Origin of the sequence: Bradyrhizobium embrapense (assembly GCF_001189235.2) — a bacterium.
Lineage (GTDB): Bacteria > Pseudomonadota > Alphaproteobacteria > Rhizobiales > Xanthobacteraceae > Bradyrhizobium > Bradyrhizobium embrapense.
This window is the reverse complement of sequence record NZ_LFIP02000002.1, coordinates 1,316,379-1,333,901: the sequence shown is the minus strand read 5'-3', so window position 1 is coordinate 1,333,901 and position 17,523 is coordinate 1,316,379. Positions and strand designations below refer to the sequence as shown.

At 65.0% G+C, this 17,523-nt stretch carries 14 protein-coding genes and 1 pseudogene; 10 read left to right on the top strand and 5 right to left on the bottom strand.

Annotated elements, in window-relative coordinates; all coding sequences use genetic code 11:
- Positions 1 to 109 precede the first annotated feature (109 nt).
- Positions 110 to 1,225 carry an alanine dehydrogenase gene (gene ald / locus AKN83_RS13670; protein WP_050401654.1) on the bottom strand — a complete coding sequence of 372 codons (1,116 nt, stop codon included), beginning with the start codon at positions 1,223 to 1,225 and terminating at the stop codon, positions 110 to 112.
- An 89-nt stretch (positions 1,226 to 1,314) separates the two neighbouring features.
- Between ald and AKN83_RS13665 the strand changes: the two genes are divergently transcribed.
- Positions 1,315 to 1,842, top strand: coding sequence for an Lrp/AsnC family transcriptional regulator (locus tag AKN83_RS13665; RefSeq protein ID WP_083992059.1), 528 nt, complete (start codon positions 1,315 to 1,317; stop codon positions 1,840 to 1,842).
- 15 nt (positions 1,843 to 1,857) lie between these two features.
- Here the strand turns inward: AKN83_RS13665 and AKN83_RS13660 are convergent, their stop codons facing one another.
- On the bottom strand, positions 1,858 to 2,406 hold the full coding sequence (locus tag AKN83_RS13660; protein ID WP_083992058.1) for a cytochrome b: 549 nt from the start codon (positions 2,404 to 2,406) through the stop codon (positions 1,858 to 1,860).
- A gap of 433 nt (positions 2,407 to 2,839) precedes the next feature.
- Here AKN83_RS13660 and AKN83_RS13655 point away from each other — a divergent pair, with 433 nt between their 5' ends.
- Positions 2,840 to 3,772 (top strand): hypothetical protein, encoded by a 933-nt coding sequence (locus tag AKN83_RS13655; RefSeq protein ID WP_050401652.1) that lies wholly within the window; start codon positions 2,840 to 2,842, stop codon positions 3,770 to 3,772.
- 84 nt (positions 3,773 to 3,856) lie between these two features.
- Positions 3,857 to 4,569 (top strand): annotated as a pseudogene (locus tag AKN83_RS13650) (type 1 glutamine amidotransferase).
- A gap of 10 nt (positions 4,570 to 4,579) precedes the next feature.
- Here the strand turns inward: AKN83_RS13650 and AKN83_RS13645 are convergent.
- Positions 4,580 to 4,930 carry a hypothetical protein gene (locus AKN83_RS13645; protein WP_050401715.1) on the bottom strand — a complete coding sequence of 117 codons (351 nt, stop codon included), beginning with the start codon at positions 4,928 to 4,930 and terminating at the stop codon, positions 4,580 to 4,582.
- 257 nt (positions 4,931 to 5,187) lie between these two features.
- Positions 5,188 to 6,123, bottom strand: coding sequence for a LysR substrate-binding domain-containing protein (locus AKN83_RS13640; RefSeq protein WP_050401651.1), 936 nt, complete (start codon positions 6,121 to 6,123; stop codon positions 5,188 to 5,190).
- A 201-nt stretch (positions 6,124 to 6,324) separates the two neighbouring features.
- On the opposite strand from AKN83_RS13640, the gene AKN83_RS13635 reads away from it, so the two are divergent.
- The 4 genes from AKN83_RS13635 (at position 6,325) to AKN83_RS13620 (ending at position 12,210) form a co-directional block, all read left to right on the top strand.
- Positions 6,325 to 7,653 (top strand): MFS transporter, encoded by a 1,329-nt coding sequence (locus tag AKN83_RS13635; protein WP_050401650.1) that lies wholly within the window; start codon positions 6,325 to 6,327, stop codon positions 7,651 to 7,653.
- 34 nt (positions 7,654 to 7,687) lie between these two features.
- On the top strand, positions 7,688 to 8,713 hold the full coding sequence (locus AKN83_RS13630; RefSeq protein ID WP_050401649.1) for an amidohydrolase family protein: 1,026 nt from the start codon (positions 7,688 to 7,690) through the stop codon (positions 8,711 to 8,713).
- 33 nt (positions 8,714 to 8,746) lie between these two features.
- Positions 8,747 to 9,421, top strand: a complete 675-nt coding sequence (locus tag AKN83_RS13625) for an RraA family protein (RefSeq protein WP_050401648.1) — start codon at positions 8,747 to 8,749, stop codon at positions 9,419 to 9,421.
- A gap of 239 nt (positions 9,422 to 9,660) precedes the next feature.
- Entirely contained in the window at positions 9,661 to 12,210 is a 2,550-nt protein-coding gene (locus AKN83_RS13620; protein ID WP_283807366.1) for a TonB-dependent receptor, read from the top strand.
- Positions 12,211 to 12,330: 120 nt separating this feature from the next.
- On the opposite strand, the gene AKN83_RS13615 is transcribed toward AKN83_RS13620, so the two are convergent.
- A complete protein-coding gene (locus AKN83_RS13615) occupies positions 12,331 to 12,951 on the bottom strand; it encodes a hypothetical protein (RefSeq protein WP_050401647.1) in 621 nt (206 codons plus the stop codon).
- A gap of 361 nt (positions 12,952 to 13,312) precedes the next feature.
- Here AKN83_RS13615 and tuf point away from each other — a divergent pair, with 361 nt between their 5' ends.
- The 3 genes from tuf to AKN83_RS13600 all read left to right on the top strand — a co-directional run bounded on the left by tuf (position 13,313) and on the right by AKN83_RS13600 (position 17,506).
- The gene (tuf, locus tag AKN83_RS13610) at positions 13,313 to 14,518 is read left to right on the top strand and encodes an elongation factor Tu (protein WP_050401646.1); all 1,206 of its coding nucleotides are present in this window, start codon (positions 13,313 to 13,315) and stop codon (positions 14,516 to 14,518) included.
- 196 nt (positions 14,519 to 14,714) lie between these two features.
- On the top strand, positions 14,715 to 15,086 hold the full coding sequence (locus AKN83_RS13605; RefSeq protein WP_063695342.1) for a hypothetical protein: 372 nt from the start codon (positions 14,715 to 14,717) through the stop codon (positions 15,084 to 15,086).
- Positions 15,087 to 15,232: 146 nt separating this feature from the next.
- Positions 15,233 to 17,506 (top strand): TonB-dependent receptor, encoded by a 2,274-nt coding sequence (locus AKN83_RS13600; protein WP_063695319.1) that lies wholly within the window; start codon positions 15,233 to 15,235, stop codon positions 17,504 to 17,506.
- Positions 17,507 to 17,523: the final 17 nt, after the last annotated feature.

Below are 17,523 nucleotides of genomic sequence, written 5' to 3'. Positions count from 1 at the left end.
TGGAGGGAGGGCTGCGCTGGTGCAGCTTGACAACGCCGTAGCCCGGATGGAGCGAAAGCGAAATCCGGGCTACGAATCTAGCCTCAGTATCCGCAGCGTGAGCCAAGCCTCACGACGCCAGCGCTTCCTCCGGCATCACGGCCGACAGATGCTGGCTCTCGGCAACGGCGCGGTTGGTGATGCGGCCGCGATGGACGTTGAGGCCGGCGCGCAGATGCGGATCCTCGACCAGCGCGCGCAGTCCCTTCGAGGCCAGCGCCAGGCCGAACGGCAACGTGGCGTGGTTGAGCGCGTGGCTCGAGGTGACCGGCACCGCGCCCGGCATGTTGGCAACGCAATAATGCACGATATCATCGACCAGATAGGTCGGCGCCTGGTGCGTGGTCGCCTTCGAGGTCTCGAAGCAGCCGCCCTGGTCGATCGCGACATCGACCAGCACCGCGCGGCGCTTCATGCCTCCGAGCTGTGCGCGCGAGACAAGTTTCGGCGCGCTGGCGCCGGGCACCAGCACCGCGCCGATCACAACGTCAGCGGCGAAAACCTCCTGCTCGATGGCTTCCAGCGTCGCGTAACGGGTGCGGACGCGTCCGAGGAAGAGGTCGTCGAGCGCGCGGAGCCGCGGCAATGAGCGGTCGAGGATGGTGACGTCGCTGCCGAGCCCTGCCGCCATTCGCGCCGCGTGGGTACCGACCACGCCGCCACCGATGATCGCAACGCGCGCCGGCGGAACGCCCGGCACGCCGCCGAGCAGCTTGCCCATGCCGTCGGCGGACTTACGCAAGGCGGCGCCAGCGGCCTCGATCGCAAGCCGGCCGGCGACTTCGCTCATCGGCGCGAGCAGCGGCAGCCCGCCATGCGCATCGGTCACGGTCTCATAGGCGACCGCGGTACAGCCGGAGGCAATCAGCCCCGTGGTCTGCGGCACGTCGGGCGCAAGATGCAGATAGGTGAAGAGGATCTGGCCCTCGCGTAGCCTGCTCCATTCGGATGGCTGCGGCTCCTTCACCTTCACGACCATCTCGGCAACCGAGAACACCTCTTCGGCGGTATCGGCTATCCGTGCTCCGGCCTGGGTGTAGACGTCATCGCCGGCACCGATGCCGTCACCGGCCCCGCGCTGGACCACGACTTCGTGGCCATGCGCCACATATTCCCGCACCGAGGCAGGCGTCAGCCCGACCCGATATTCCTCGACCTTGATTTCCTTGGGCACACCGATGCGCATGGTCCCGCTCCTTGAAGGATTCGTTTCCCGTTACGCGCAAGGCTATTCCCCGTCACATGGCGTTTCTCAGCGAATTCCGGCTTGTGCACATGCGGATACGCTCATATCCTTCGTTTCCGACACAGCCCTCGAAGGAAAACTGCGTGGACGGTTTCGATCGTATCGATCTCAGGATCCTTGCCGAGCTCGTCGCCGACGCTCGCGCGAGCCAGATTGAGCTTGCCGAGAAGGTCGGGCTGTCGCCGACCGCCTGTGCGCGGCGCATCCGTCATCTCGAGGAGATCGGCGTGATCCGGGGCTACCGGGTCGACCTCGAACCGACGGCGCTTGGCCTCGTGACGACCGTCGTCGTCACCATCACGCTGGAGAAGCAGAGCGAGGATTATCTCGCAGCCTTCGAGGCCGCGGTCGCGCGCTGCCCCGACGTCGTGTCGTGCCATCTGATGTCGGGCAGCGACGATTATCATCTGCAGGTGATCGCCCGCGACATCGCCGACTTCGAGCGCATCCACAAGCAGCATCTGTCGCGGATGCCGGGCGTCGCCCGCATCCATTCCAGCTTTGCGATGCGCGAGGTGGTCCGCCGCACCATTCCAGAAACCGCCCTGCGCGGCTAAACGCGCGCTAGACGGTCAGGATGGATGGCGGCTCGCGCGCGGCCACATCCGCGCCAGCGTCTCATCCTTCTTGACGACGACATGCCAGAGCGTCGCGGCGACATGCAGCGCGACCACGCCGTAAACGAAGTAGGCAAGCACGCCATGCGCAAGCTCGCCCGCTTCCGCGACCGCCTTGTTGTCGGCGAACAGGCGCGGCCAGCTGAAGCTCCAGAAATAGCGCAGCGAATAGCCGCCGGCCGACGAGAACATGTATCCGGTCACCGGCATCACGAACAGGATTGCGTAGAGCGCCCAGTGATTGAGCCGTGCGGCGATCCTGACCAGCGGCGAGTATGAGCCCGGCTCCGGCGGCGCCGTGGTCGCAGCCCGCACCATCAGCCGCAGGATCGCCAGGAAGAACAGGGTGACGCCGAGCGACTTGTGCACCTCGAGCAGCTCGCGCCGCGGCGAAGTTCCCGCCGGCTGCAGCCCGCAATAGAGCCCGATCAGCATCGCCGCGATGAACAGCACCGCGGTTGCCCAGTGAATCCGGCGGAGCAGCGGATCGTAGCTGGGTGTCATCTCCATCGTCACGGGGTGCCTTCGTTGAAGCCAGCCCACGCGGGTTCGGCCGTTAAGGACGGCCGTTCATAGAGGATCGCGCGGAACCTGCCTACCGGCGCGAGCGTCAACTTCGATCACGATCGCGAAGGCCGGAGGGTTCGTCTCTCCCGTCGTCATTCCGGGATGCGCCGAAGGCGCAGGCCCGGAATCCATCGGGCCGCCGCGTTGCGGTCGAATGGATTCCGGGCTCGCGCTTCGCACGCCCCGGAATGACGAGAGGAGGTTTGGTGGGCCGCTCCTGTCACAAACGCCGCGCTGTCACAAACGCTGTCACAATCGCAGCCGCCGGATCCCGTGCCACACGCATTTTTTAGTCGTGATTCGCCACCTTCTATGACAGAATTACTACAACTCGATATCAGTTCGGTTACACGCGGAGCGGTGAATGAGCATGGAGTGGCGGGCGCGGCCGGTTACGCTGGCGTGGTCAAATCCAGTGGTCCGGTGGTGGGGCTTCCTGAGCCTCGTCAGCGCCGCCAACATCGCGGTGTGGTTCGCGCTCTACCGCCAGTTCCATGAGCAGGCCAATGGCAGCTTCAGCAACACGTCCGGCATCGGCCTGATGATGCTGCTGTGTGCGGCCTACGTGTTCGGCTGCGCGTTCCGCTCGGTGCTGCCGCGCGCCGACGTGCAGCGCATTTGTCTGTTCGATCACTGGCTATCGAGCGTCGTGGTCGGCCGCACCGTCGCCACCATCGCCGAGGTCTGCTTCGCCGCGCAATGGGCGATCATCCTGCATCAGCTCGGCACCATGACTGGCGCCGAGACCACCGTGACCATCGCCTGGGTCATCGTGCCGCTGATCGTGATCGCGGAATGCTTCTCCTGGTACGCCGTGCTGACCACGCATTATCTCTGCAACGCCATCGAGAACTCGATCTGGGCCGTGGTGTTCTTCCTGGTCGGGATCGCGCTATGCCGGCTGCTGCCGGAGTTTCACGGCCCGGTGCGCTGGGCCTTCATCGTCGCGATCGTCGGCATCGCCGCCTTCCTCGCCTTCCTGATGACCGTCGACGTGCCGATGTACCTGAATCGCTGGCGCGCCAATCTCGCGGCCGGCGGCACCCTGCTGCATCCGCTCGACGGCCTGCGCGACGTCAGCCGCCGCTGGGTCGTGACCCACGACATCGCCGAATGGCGCGAGGAGATCGCCTGGATGTCGCTGTATTTTAGCATGGCGGTGTGGTCGAGCCTCGCGCTCTGCGTCGGCTATTCGCTCGAGGACCAGCTGCCGCGCTACCGCACCGAGTCTGCCATCGTCGCGACAACGCCGGCACCGGCGGCGCAGCACACCGCCACGATCGACGCGGCGTTGCGGAATTGATCGGCGGCCGCGCCGCGCGGCTTGTGGCCGCCGGCGCTTTCGGAGTAAACGCTTAGGCATCCTGCCCATCCGCCAATGCGTTCCGTGCCCCGCATCACCATCATCGAAACCGGGCTCGTCAGTCCGCAATTCCGCGAGCGTCACGGCAGCTATCCGCAGATGTTCCAGCGGATGGTCGCCACCGCCGATCCATCCATTGCCTGCGATGTCGTGAGCGTCGCCAGCGGTGAACCGCTTCCGGATCCCGCCACACTGGATGCGATCCTGATCACGGGATCGGCAGCGGGTGTCTATGACGACGTCGCCTGGATCGCGCGCTCGAAGCCTTCGTGCGCACCGCCCATGACAAGCGCATTCCGATGGTCGGCGTCTGCTTCGGCCATCAGCTGATCGCGCAGGCGCTCGGCGGCACCGTGCGCAAATCGGAGAAGGGTTGGGGCATCGGCCGTCATGTCTATCAGGTCGCGCCGGACAACGGGCTGCTCGACGGCGAGACGATCGCAGCGGCCGCCTCGCATCAGGACCAAGTGATCACGCCGCCCGCCTCCGCGCGCACCATCATGTCGTCCGACTTCACCCCGCATGCCGGGCTGCTCTACGCCAACGGCACGACGCTGTCGGCGCAGCCGCACCCGGAATTCACCGTCGACTATGCCGACGCGCTGTGCGACCTGCGCCGCGGCCTCGCGCCCGACGCTGTCGTCGACGCCGCCAAGGCATCGCTCACCGGGCCGCTGGACCACACGACGCTCGGCGGCGTGGTCACGCGCTTCCTCACCGCCAAGCGCCCGGCGTAAGATTGCGGCCTCAGGTCATGCTGCCCGGCATGAAGCAGCGCACCCGCGGGTGGCCGTCGATATAGTGCTTCCACACCATGGTTCGGCCGATCTTGTTCGGCTCGGTGATCACGGCCTCGCTCGGCACAACCACCCATTCGTCGTCGATGTGCACGCGATAATGGCCATGATCCGACTCCCAGTCGGGGTCGGCGACCACATATCCGTCGGCATCCGAACAGCATTGTCCGTAGCCGCTGTGCAGGCTTTCGAACCAGGGTTTCAGGGGTGAATTGGCGTAGCGGCCGTCGTCGCGCGCCAGGGTCGGCGATGTCAGCGACATCGCCGCAAGCAGCAGTACCGCACGTGTGATGACGTGCATGTCGTCGTCTCCGTCAATGTCGATCCAGCTATGGGCGCACATCACCTCCTGTTCGCCGGCAACACGGCCGTTCCGGGCGAAAACACGACGAATCGGCGCCCCAGCACCTTGCATTGAGCTATGCAAGAGCGACGCCAGACTGCATTCCGGGAGACTACTGGCGACGAAAGTATGGGGTATGCGGACTGTCGCGTGCCACGCGCGGCCCCCTCACGCCGCCACCTCAAGCGCGAGCTTTCGCCTTTCACACAGCTCGATCAGCGGCCGGCCGCGGCGACCTCGGAGACGAGCGGCGGTGCGCTGCGCGACGCCGCCTGCAGCGCGCAATCGACGAACCGGCGCGGCAGGAGCGAGGCGTTCGAGCGCATCGCCACCAGCATGCGGCTCTCCGCATCCGGCGTGTCCAGCGCTTTGGCGACGACGTTCATGACGCCGGCCTGCTGGTAGCACGACGGCAGGATCGAGAGTCCGATCCCGGCCGCGACGAGGCTGAGCACCGTGCGCAGCTCATGCGCCTCCTGCGCGATCCGCGGCGCGAAGCCGGCGCGCCGGCACAGCATCGCGGCCTGGTCGCCGACGCCGCAGCCGCTCTCGGCCATGCCGACGAATTCGTACTCGGCAAGGTCCGCGACGCCGAGCTTGCCGGGTACCGCAGCCAACGGATGATCGATCGGAAAGAACACCATCAAGCGGTCGCGCCAGACGACATGAACTTGCAAGTCAGCTGCGGGCCGGAAGTCCAGCGGCGGCCGCATGATCGCGACGTCGAGCTCAGCGTCGGCCAGCGCCTGCAGCTGCTTGGCCGTCGACATGTGCCTGAGCTCGATCTTCACCCGCGGATAGCTGCCGCGAAAGCTGCGGAACAGTTCGGCGAACATGTCGAGCATCGGCACCGAGTCGGTAAAGCCGACACGAACGGCGCCGGCCTCCCCGCGCGCGGCGCGGCGCACCGTCTCCGACGCAAGATCGAGCTCGCTGACGGCACGCCGTGCGTGCTCAAGCAGCAACTGGCCGGCCTGGGTGAGCTCGACCGCGCGCCGCGTCCGCGACAACAGCCTTGTGCCGAGCTCCTCCTCCATCGCCTTGATCTGGGTGCTCAGCGGCGGCTGGCTGACATGCAGCCGCTTGGCGGCGCGGCTGAAGCTGAGCTCTTCGGCCACCGCGATGAAGTAGCGAAGCTGCCTGTAATCCATCGCTTATTCCGTTTCCCTATAAGTGGCGGGTCAAAGCGGTATTTGACCTCCCACGGCCGTTTCCCGATCCTGGCGGCAAAACGCCGATGCTCCAAGGGGCAACACGCGCAGCCGGTCAGCCATGCGAAATCGCCGCGAATAACAGGCGCTCCGCCCGGTTCGGATCACAGGCGCGATAACAACAAGCAAGGGAGGAATCCAATGGACCAGGCGTCCGTCAGCGAACTCGAACAGCAAACCATCCGCCGGGTCTATTGGCGACTGATCCCGATCCTCTTCGTCATGATGTTCTTCAACTATCTCGACCGCATCAACCTCGGCTACGCCGGGCTGACCATGAACAGGGACCTCGGCCTCAGCCCCGCAATCTTCGGCTTTGCCGCCAGCATCTTCTTCCTCGGCTACATGGTGCTCGAGGTGCCGAGCAATCTGATGCTGCACTGGCTCGGAGCGCGGATCTGGCTGGCGCGCATCCTGATCACCTGGGGCCTCGTCGCCACGCTCACCGCCTTCGTCTGGAATCCGCTCAGCCTCTACGTGATGCGGTTCGGCCTCGGCGTCGCCGAGGCCGGCTTCATGCCGGGCGTGGTGCTTTACCTCACCTACTGGTTCCCCTCGCGCTACCGCGCCCGCGCGGTTGCCGGCTACATCATCGCGGGTTCGTTCTCTGCCGTCTTGGGCGGGCCGATCTCGACCAGCATCATGACCTGGTTGGACGGCGCGGCCGGCTTGCATGGCTGGCAATGGATGTTCATCGCCGAGGGCGTGCCGACCATTCTGCTCGGCCTGTTCACGCTCTGTTATCTGACCGACAGTCCCGCCAAGGCGAACTGGCTCACCAAAGAGCAGGCCATCTGGTTGGAAGGCGAGCTCGCCGCCGAGCGGGCCGAGATCGAACAACAAGGGCAGCACAGGTTGATCGAATGCGTGCTCGATATCCGCGTCTGGCTGCTGGCGGCGCTGTTCGGCTGCGCGCTGGTCGGCATCTACGGCCTCTTGCTGTGGTTGCCGCAGATCATCAAGGGCATGGGCGATCTCAGCAACATCGAGGTCGGCTTCCTGTCGGCGATCCCGCCGCTGCTCGGCGTGGTCGGCACCATCGTGGTCAGCCGCAGTTCGGACAAGACGGGTGATCGCAAGTTTCATCTTGCGGCCGTCTATCTGCTTGCCGCGGTTGCCATGCTCGGCAGCGCCTATGTCGCGAGCCCGGTGCTGGCCTTCATGTTCCTATGCATCGTCGGCTTCAGCCTGAACGCCGGCAATCCGCTGTTCTGGAGCATCAACGCCTCGCTGCTGACCGGGGCGGCCGGCGCCGCCGCGATCGCCATGGTCAACACGCTGGCCCAGTTCGGCGGACTGATCGGCCCGTGGTGCATCGGCCTGATCAAGGACTCCACCGGAAGCTTCTCCTGGGCGCTGGTCGGCATCGCCGGCTTCCTGTTCGTCGCCTCCGCCATCGCCGCCACCATGCGCGTCAAACCGCGCGAGACGGAACTTTCGGGCGCGATCCCGTCATCCGTCGCACACTGACAACCCTGCCAAGGGGAACAACAAGGACGCAACCATGATCATCGACTGTCACGGCCACTACACCACCGAGCCGGCCAAGCTGCAGATCTTCCGCGACAAGCAGCTCGCCGGCCTCGCAGACAGATCGCGCCGGCCGCTCACCACCAATCTCGGCATTACCGACGACGAGATCCGCACCAGCGTCGAGGGCGCGCAGCTCCGCCTGCAGAAGGAGCGCGGCACCGACGTCACCATCTTCTCGCCGCGCGCCGCCGGTATGGCGCACCATGTCGGCAAGGAAGCGACCAGCCGGGAATGGACCACGATCTGCAACGACCTGGTGCACCGGGTCTGCACGCTGTTTCCGCAGAATTTCGTGCCCGTGTGCCAGCTGCCGCAGAGCCCCGGGGTGCAGCCCAAAAACTGCATCGAGGAGCTGGAGCGTTGCGTGACGCAGCTCGGCTTCGTCGGCTGCAACCTCAATCCCGATCCCGCCGGCGGTTATTGGTGCGATCCGCCGCTATCAGACGAATGGTGGTATCCGCTGTATGAGAAAATGGTCGAGCTCGACGTGCCGGCGATGGTCCATGTCTCGTCGTCCTGCAATCCGTGCTTCCACGGCACCGGCGCGCATTACCTCAACGGCGACACCACGGCCTTCATGCAGTTCCTGACCTCGGACCTGTTCAAGCGCTTCCCGACCCTGCGCTTCATCATCCCGCATGGCGGCGGCGCGGTGCCCTATCACTGGGGCCGCTACCGCGGCCTCGCACAGGATATGAAGCTGCCACCGCTGTCGGAGCATCTGTTGAAGAACGTATTCTTCGACACCTGCGTCTATCATCTCCCCGGCATCGAGCTGTTGACCCGGGTGATCCCGGTCGAGAACATCCTGTTCGCCTCCGAGATGGTCGGTGCGGTCCGCGGCATCGACCCTGAAACGGGTCATCACTTCGACGACACCCGCCGCTACATCGATGCGCTGCCGCTGAGCACGGAGGACAAGGCCAAGATCTTCGAAGGCAATGCCCGCCGCGTCTATCCTCGCCTCAACGCCCATCTCGACCGCCGCGCGCATTGAGCGATCGCGCCGCCAACACACCGGAGAAAACCGATGGCCATAGGATTTGCTATTCACAAGGCGAAGCGGAAAGTCTCGTCCGACCTCGTCGCGCGCTACCGCACGCTGCCGGTCGCCAATATCAGCGATTCGATGTCGCGGATCGCCGGCACCAACCGGCTGCGGCCGATGCATAAGGGCGGCTGGCTGGGCGGTCCGGCGCTGACGGTGAAGACCCGCCCCGGCGACAATCTGATGGTGCACAAGGCGATCGACCTCGCCCAGCCGGGCGACGTCATCGTGGTCGATGCCGGCGGCGTCCTGGTCAATGCCATCATCGGCGAGATCATGTCGACCCTGGCCGAAAAGAAGGGCGTCGCGGGTTTTGTCATCGACGGCTCGATCCGCGATGCGGGCGCGATCCGCGCCGGATCGTTCCCGGTGTTCGCCGCCGGCGTCGCCCATCGCGGGCCCTACAAGGACGGCCCGGGCGAGATCAATTGCGCCATCTCGATCGACGGCATGATCGTCGAGCCCGGCGATCTCATCGTGGCCGACGACGACGGCGTGCTTTGCGTGCCCCATGACGATGCCGAGGCGATCTGCAAGCTGACCGAGGCCAAGAAGGCGAGCGAGGAAAAAGCCATCCAGCAGATCCTCGCCGGTACCAGCGACCGCCGTTGGGTCGATGAGGCCCTGCACCGCCTCGGCTGCGAGTTCAAGGACTGACCAACTCGCTGCCCAGGCGGCGGGATGCCTGTCTCTTGGGCATAAATTGGCGAGAATCGCTGTCGCGCAGCCGGTTGGCGGGTCCGTCGACCGGCATCGGGAATTTTCCCGATTATGGATGGAAAAGAATCCCGCCCCTCCGGGACACATCTTGTTTGCCAAAGCAAACGCGCTCCCCCAGTCTCGGGACCAAGGTTCGTCGGGGATAAAAGCCGAACCGGGACAACAGGGTGGGCGTTATGGCTGGTACGTTGTTGCGTGCGGCAACACGGTTTTTGTCTGGTTCGGTCACGACGCGCGGCGCTGCGGCCGTGCTCACCGCCATCGGAGCCGCATCGCCGCTGACGATGGTGCAAGCCCAGACCTCCACCCCGACGACCGAATTACCGCCGGTCACCGTGATTGCCCCCTCGCCGCTGTCGGGTACGCGCAGCATCAAGCCCGCGTCTCGGCCGGTGGCGCGAACCTCACGAACCGCCCGAACACGGGCCGCGCCCGTGCAAACGGCCGCGGCGCCGGAGGGCGGCGCCGGGGTCCCGGGCCCCTCCGAGCGCGATTCGAGCCTGCTCGACCGTGACAAGATCCCGTCCAATACCGAGGTGCTGACCTCGGCCGATTTCAGCCGCAACGATTCGACGAACTTTCTCGACTCGGTGAATCGCAAGCTGCCCGGCGTCGCGCTGACCGACCAGACCGGCAACCCGTTCCAGCGCAATCTCGACTACCGCGGCTTCACTGCCTCGCCGGTGCAGGGAACGCCGCAGGGCATTGCGGTCTATCAGAACGGCGTGCGCATCAACGAATCCTGGGGCGACGTGGTCAACTGGGATTTCATTCCCGAAAAGGCCATCGACCGGGTGTCGCTGGTGCCCAACAACCCCGTATTTGGCCTCAACGCGATCGGCGGCGCGCTCAGCATCCAGATGAAGAACGGCTTCACTTATCAGGGCTCCGAGGCCGAACTGTTCGGCGGCTCCTACGGGCGCGTGCAGGGCAGCGTGCAAGCCGGCGGCCAGCGAGACAATATCTCGGCCTATGCCGCATTCGAATCCGCCTATGATCGCGGCTGGCGCGACTACGCCAATTCCTCGCACGTCAACCGCATGTATGTCGACGTCGGCGCGCGCAACGACGACACCGAATTCCACGTCAATTTCACCGGCGCCAGCAACCTGCTCGGCAACGTCGCCGCAACGCCGGTCGAGATGCTCAACCAGCGCTGGTCGAGCGTCTACACCTGGCCGCAGTCGACGCTGCTGCAGCTTGCCTTCGTCAACGCCACGCTGAGCCATAATTTCTCGGACACCTGGTCGTTCCAGGGCAACGCCTATTTCCGCGGCTTCCGGCAGACTCATGTCGACGGCAACGGCACCGACGTTGCGCCCTGCGACGATCCCACCACCTTGTGCATCGGCGACGGCCTTCCGGTTTTCGGTCCGGCGGACGGTCCCGCGACCCCGAACACGCTGGGTAACGCTTTCCTTGGCGAAATCGATCGCAACCGGGCCGCGACCAACAGCTTCGGCGGCACCGCACAGCTGACGAATTCGGACAAGCTGTTCGGGCTCGACAACCACGTCGTGATGGGCGTCAGCGTCGACCACGGCAACACCAAGTTTACGGCGACCAGCGAGCTCGGAACAGTCGACCCGAACAACCTGTTCGTGTCCGGCACCGGGGTCTTCATCAATCAACCAGACGCCGGCCTCAGTCCGGTCGACCTGCGCGCCACCAACACCTACACCGGCGTCTACCTCACCGACACGTTCGACGTGACGAACAGGTTCTCGGTAACAGCCGGTGGGCGATTCAACTACGCCCAGATCGATTTGCACGACCAGACGGGGACCAATGACCTGCTCAACAGCAGCAACCGCTTCCAGCGATTCAATCCGGTGATCGGCGGCACTTACAAGATCACCCCGAGCCTCACCGCCTATGCCGGCTATTCGGAAGCCAACCGCGCGCCGACGCCGCTCGAGCTCGGCTGCTCCGATCCCAACCATCCCTGCATGATCGACACCTTCCTGGTGGCCGACCCGCCGCTCAAGCAGGTGGTATCGCACACCGTCGAAGCCGGCCTTCGCGGCAGCTGGGGCCGTGATGCCAAGACGGGCGTGCTGAGCTGGGGGCTCGGCGCGTTCCGCACCCTGTCCGACGACGACATCATCCAGGTGGCAAGCCCGCTCGGCGTCAACAATTTCGGATACTTCCAGAACGCCGGACAGACCTTGCGCCAGGGCATCGAGGCCAAGCTCGACTATCGCCTCGACCGCTGGAACGCCTACGCCAACTACACCTATGTCAACGCGACCTATCAAAGCGCGATCACGCTGTCATCGCCGAACAATCCGAATGCGCTGACCAGCGACGGCGGCGTGCAATTCGTCAACGTCAAGCCGGGTGACCACATCCCCGGCATTCCCGCGCACCGCTTCAAGGCCGGCGTCGACTACAACGTGACCGATGCCTGGAAGGTCGGCGCCGACCTCAACGTCGTCGGCAGCCAGTGGCTGATCCATGACTATACCAACCAGAGCCCGAAGGTGCCGGCCTACTCGGTCGTCAATCTGCACACCTCGTATCAGATCACGCCGAGCATCGAGGTGTTCGGGCTGATCAACAATGTGTTCAACCAGCACTATTATCTGAGCGGCGCGTTCTACCAGACCGGCGGCTTTGCCAGCGCCGGGGGCGGCCCCAACCTGATGGCGCAGCTGAGCGATCCCCGCGCCTTCGTGCCCGGCATGCCGCTCGCCGCGTACGCCGGTATCAGGGCGAAGTTCTAGGAAGTCCTGTGGGAGCGCAGCGCCGTCTTGATCTCGTCCTTCTTGGTTCTGGTTGAAGTTCTGGTTGGATCAGGACCGCAACACTGCGGTCTTGCGCTGACGCGCTCTATTCGTGTCGCGCTAGCGGCCGCCGAACAGAACCGGAGACTGGCCGGGCAGCAGCTGTGAATGGATATCGCTGTCCATGCGTTCCGCCCCTTGCTGGGTTAAACCGGCTCCGAACGACAGGGTAACGTTTGAGGTCGGGCGGAACTCGACGCCCGCACGTGCGCTATACCCGGCGTTGACGCCGGGATTGCCGCTGAACGGCGCCAGCGGGCCGCCGGCGCCGGGAGGATTGTATTTCAACGAGTCGAACCCGGCGAAGAACGTCACGGGTGTGTTGCCGAAACCCTTGAAATTGTAGCCGACCTGCGCACCCTGATATTCGAGCGAGCCGAATGCCGCCGATTGGCCAAGCGCGCTCCAGCCGGCGCGGCCGCCTTCGCCGCCGATGAACCAGCCGTCCGGACGGCCGTTCAGGTACGAGAAGTCGCCGCCTTTCGCGGCGGCCGCGTCAAAGCCCGGAAAGTTTCCGTAAGTATCCGCCTTCTGGCCGTCGGCCAGGCTGCCGCCGAAGCCGAACAGCGAGCCCGGCGTCCAATAGCGCACAGGTCCGGCCTGAGCGTTGGCCTGCTGGGCGCCGAGACAGAGCACTGCAGCGATGATGGCGAGACCGGATTTGCTTGCGAAGATCGACATTCGGGAGACCGTCACTTGTGCCCGCGAACTATACCCTCCGGAGGTCGACTACGCCAGCGTGGCGCTTCGGCGCGACGGCCCCGCCTCTTGCCAATCAGGCGACCACCCCTTATGTACACGCCTCCTTTGTAGAGCGAGCGATCCAGGTTTCCAACATGCGGCAGTCACAGCGAGCATCAGTGCTGATGACGGGAGGGCTAGTGCCTTCGTCCGCCGCCATTCTGCTTTGGACCTGACCTCACGTCACACCTGACATTGGAAGGCAGCCCGGAGCGGAAGCGGCTCCTGGCGCCGAGCGGGCTCTCGCGGTGCCTCGAGTCGTGCAAACCCAGCACGGGAGCTCGAACACCACAGGTGTCCCATGGCCAAAGAGAAGTTCATCCGCCTCAAGCCCAACTGCAATGTTGGCACGATCGGCCACGTGGATCATGGCAAGACGACGCTGACGGCAGCGATGACGAAGGTTTCAGCCGATCTCGGCTGGGGCGCGTTCGTCTCCTATCAGGACGTTGCCAAGGCGTCGGCCGCGCAAGGTACGCGTGACGATTCGAAGATCCTGACGATAGCAACGAGCCACGTCGAGTTCTCGACGGCGGCGCGCCACTACTCGCACGTCGACTGCCCGGGCCACGCCGATTATGTGAAGAACATGATCACGGGTGCGGCGCAGATGGACGGCGCGATCCTGGTCGTCTCGGCCGTCGACGGACCGATGCCGCAGACGCGCGAGCACATCCTGCTCGCGCGCCAGATCGGCGTGCCGCGCATCGTGGTGTTCCTGAACAAGTGCGATGTCGCCGACGATCCGGAGCTGGTCGATCTCGTCGAGATCGAGGTGCGCGATCTGTTGTCGAAGTACCAGTACGACGGCGACAACGCGCCGGTGGTGCGCGGGGCGGCGATGGCGGCGCTGCGCGGCGAGCACGGCCCGCTGGCGGATCAGGCGATCCTCAAGCTGTTCGAAGCACTCGACAACTACATCGAGGTCCCCGAACGGCACCAGGATCGTCCGTTCCTGATGCCGATCGAAGGCGTGCAGTCGATCGCCGGGCGCGGCACTGTCGTGACCGGGCTCGTCGAGCGCGGCACGATCAGGATCGGCGACGAGGTCGAGATCGTCGGCCTCGGCGAGACCCGCAAGTCGGTCGTGACCAGCATCGAGAGCTACCGGAAGATCCTCGACCAGGGGCAGGCCGGCGACAATGTCGGCTGCCTGCTGCGCGGGATCGACAAGGCTCTCGTGCAGCGGGGTCAGGTGCTGGCGCATCCGGGCGGTGCGTCGCCGCACCGGACCTTCCGCGCGGAAGTATACGTGCTGACAAAGGATGAAGGCGGCCGTCACACGCCGTTCTTCGCCAATTATCGTCCGCAGTTCTACTTCCGAACCGCCGACGTCACCGGCACCGTCCAGCTCGCTGACGGCGCCGAGATGGTGATGCCGGGCGACAGCGCCGAGTTCACGATCGAGCTCAACAAGCCGATCGCGCTCGAGGCGCGGTCGCGCTTTGCGATCCGTGAAGGCAACCGCACCGTCGGTGCCGGCGTCGTGACCGCGATCGTGGAGTGAGGAATGGGGGCCTGGCGCGCGCCGGGCCCCCATTTTCAACGCTGCGATGTTGCATAATCGTCCGGGCGGCTGGAAATCGATCAGGCCGCTCGGCAATGCGGATTGACAGGCTGGCAGGTTTTCGAAAATGTGCGACACCGCGTCGCACATGCCGTCCGGCGGTCTTGTGACCTCACGGCGCGGGAATGGCGGCGTCATGAAGTGGTTTCGCTCGAACATCAGGCACGGGGCTCGGCTGGCGCTTTTGGCGCTGTCGATCCAGTTCGTGCTGTCGTTCGGGCATTTTCACGCCATTGCTCCGGCGCGGGCCACAACGTCGGCGGCGGCGCACGTCGAGAACGCTTCGCGCAACGCGCCGCGTTCAGCTCCGGATTCCGATCAAGCCGCGGATCTCTGCGCCATCTGCGCCGTTGTGGCGATGGTCAACTCGGCGACGCCGTCGCCGACGCTGCCTCCACTGCAGCTGCCGGATGCCGCAGCTCTGCTCTCCTGGCGCATCGACAATCATGCGGCCCCGCTCGACATCGGCCGGCTGCACTATCAGCCGCGCGCACCTCCGATCTCCTGAACTCCCTGCACGACTGAACGTCGAACGCGGCCATATGTCGGCCGCGGTTCGATCAATGGGGAATTTCGCCGTCACGGATCGACGGCGGGCTCGACCGCATCCTTCGGAAGGATCCGGATCGTGGCCTCGCGAGATCGGGAACCAACATGTCAGCACACATCCGACGGCACGCCGCCGCAGGCGCGGCTTCACTTCTGGTCTGCGGGATGAACGGCGCCGCCTTCGCGCAGACCACGGCGCCGACAACCAAGCTTCCGGACATCACGGTGACAGCGCCGCAACATCGCGCCGCGCCGTCCGGACCGAAAAAGCCGAGGACCCGCGTTGCGACCGGAGGCGGCCACCGGGCGCGACGAGCCGCTGCGGTAACGACGACGCCGGAATCTCCGGAGCAGTCCCAGGCTCAGGCCGTTGCTGGCCAGAACACACGGCTCGACCAGGCCCGCGCCGCCCTGCTCGCGCCGACCGGCGCAAACAGTTACCAGATGAGCCGGCAGGCGCTCGAGTCGTTGCCGCAGGGCACCAACACCACCCTCGACAAGGCGCTGCTGCAGGCGCCGGGCGTCTCGCAGGATTCCGCCGCAAGCGGCGAGTTGCACGTGCGCAACGAGCACGCCAACCTGCAATACCGCATCAACGGGATCATGCTGCCCGACGGCGTCGGCGCCTTCGGCCAGATCATCGACACCGGAATCGTCGGCAGCATGGCGCTGATCACCGGCGCGCTGCCCGCGCAATACGGCCTGCGCACCGCCGGCGTGCTCGACATCCAGACCAAGGCCGATGCCTTCAACAATTCCGGCAGCATCAGCGTCTATGGCGGCAGCCATGGCAACTTCACCACCAGGGTCGACTATGGCGGCACGACCGGGCAGACCCAGTATTACGTCTCCGGCCGCTATTTCGGCAGCGATGTCGGCATCGAGAACCCGACGCCGGCCTATAGCGCCATCCACGACCGGACCGATCAGGAGAAGGGCTTTGCCTATGTCTCGACCGCGATCGATCCAACCAGCCGGCTGACCTATATCGGCGGCGTCTCCAACGGCGCCTATCAGATCCCCAACAATCCCGGGCAAACCCCGGCCTTCACCGCCTACGGCGTCTCGAACTTCGATTCCGCGCTGCTCAACGAGCGGCAACACGAGTTCAACCAGTTCAACGTCGTGGCCTATCAGAAGTCCGGCGACGGGTTCGATTACCAGGTCGCCTATTTCAATCGCTACAGCCAGCTGCACTTCATGCCGGATCCGGTCGGCGATCTCGTGTTCAACGGCGTCGCGTCGGACGTCTATCGCCAGAGCTTCATCAACGGCATCCAGGAGGACACCTCCTACCGGCTGGGCTTCGCGCACACGCTGAAGTTCGGCGTCGCGTTCAGCGCCGAGCGTTCGCTGGTCAACAACGGCTCGACCGTGCTGCCGCTCGACGACACCGGCAACCCCATCGATGCGCCGCTGTCCGTGTTCGATACCAGCGCCAAGACCGGATATTTGTTCTCCACCTACATCGCCGACGAATGGAAGATCACCAACCAGCTGACGCTCAATGCCGGCCTGCGCTTCGACCAGATGTGGCAATATGTCGATGCCAACCAGCTGAGCCCGCGGATCAGCCTGACATGGAAGCCCTACGATGGCACGACCTTCCACGCCGGCTATGCCCGCAACTTCACGCCGCCCGAGCAGGTGCTGGCGGCCCCGACCAACCTCTCGCTGGTGCAGAACACGACGGCGGCGCCGGCGACCACCGCCAATGACCCAGTGCGGCCGGAGCGCTCACACGTGTTCGACATCGGCGTCACGCAGAAAGTTGATGCGATCCCCGGCCTCGAAGTCGGCATGGACGCCTACTACAAGATCGCGACCGACCTGCTCGACGACGGCCAGTTCGGCCAGGCTTACGTTCTCACCGCCTTCAACTATGCGAAAGGCACCAACGAGGGCGTCGAGCTGACGGCGAGATACGACCACGACAATCTGCATCTCTACGGCAATGTCGCGATCGCAAGACAGGTCGCCACCCAGGTCGTCTCGAACCAATATCTGTTCGATCCGGACGAACTGGCCTACATCGCCAACAACTACGTCAACACCGACCATGCCCAGACGCTGACCGCATCGGTCGGCGGCTGGTACCAATGGCGCGACACCAAGTTCAGCGCGTCGGTGATCTACGGCTCAGGCTTGCGCGACGGCTTTGCCAATACGGGCACCGTGCCGCCCTACGCGCAGGTCAACGTCGGCGTCTCGCACGATTTCAACATCGTCGCACCGAACAAGCCGACCACGCTGCGCTTCGACGTCGTCAACCTGTTTGACACCGTCTACCAGATCCGCGACGGCTCCGGCATCGGCGTGTTCGCGCCGCAATACGGCCCGCGCCGCGGCTTCTATGCCGGCATCACCCAGAAGTTCTAGCGAGGTCGGCGTTCGTT

Coding starts and splice junctions, on each gene's coding strand:
- AKN83_RS13620 (WP_283807366.1), top strand. CDS start 9,661: ATGGCTGGTACGTTGTTGCGTGCGGCAACACGGTTTTTGTCTGGTTCG.
- AKN83_RS13640 (WP_050401651.1), bottom strand. CDS start 6,123: ATGGATTACAGGCAGCTTCGCTACTTCATCGCGGTGGCCGAAGAGCTC.
- AKN83_RS13600 (WP_063695319.1), top strand. CDS start 15,233: ATGTCAGCACACATCCGACGGCACGCCGCCGCAGGCGCGGCTTCACTT.
- AKN83_RS13645 (WP_050401715.1), bottom strand. CDS start 4,930: ATGCACGTCATCACACGTGCGGTACTGCTGCTTGCGGCGATGTCGCTG.
- AKN83_RS13630 (WP_050401649.1), top strand. CDS start 7,688: ATGATCATCGACTGTCACGGCCACTACACCACCGAGCCGGCCAAGCTG.
- ald (WP_050401654.1), bottom strand. CDS start 1,225: ATGCGCATCGGTGTGCCCAAGGAAATCAAGGTCGAGGAATATCGGGTC.
- AKN83_RS13615 (WP_050401647.1), bottom strand. CDS start 12,951: ATGTCGATCTTCGCAAGCAAATCCGGTCTCGCCATCATCGCTGCAGTG.
- tuf (WP_050401646.1), top strand. CDS start 13,313: ATGGCCAAAGAGAAGTTCATCCGCCTCAAGCCCAACTGCAATGTTGGC.
- AKN83_RS13655 (WP_050401652.1), top strand. CDS start 2,840: ATGGAGTGGCGGGCGCGGCCGGTTACGCTGGCGTGGTCAAATCCAGTG.
- AKN83_RS13660 (WP_083992058.1), bottom strand. CDS start 2,406: ATGACACCCAGCTACGATCCGCTGCTCCGCCGGATTCACTGGGCAACC.
- AKN83_RS13665 (WP_083992059.1), top strand. CDS start 1,315: ATGCGGATACGCTCATATCCTTCGTTTCCGACACAGCCCTCGAAGGAA.
- AKN83_RS13625 (WP_050401648.1), top strand. CDS start 8,747: ATGGCCATAGGATTTGCTATTCACAAGGCGAAGCGGAAAGTCTCGTCC.
- AKN83_RS13605 (WP_063695342.1), top strand. CDS start 14,715: ATGAAGTGGTTTCGCTCGAACATCAGGCACGGGGCTCGGCTGGCGCTT.
- AKN83_RS13635 (WP_050401650.1), top strand. CDS start 6,325: ATGGACCAGGCGTCCGTCAGCGAACTCGAACAGCAAACCATCCGCCGG.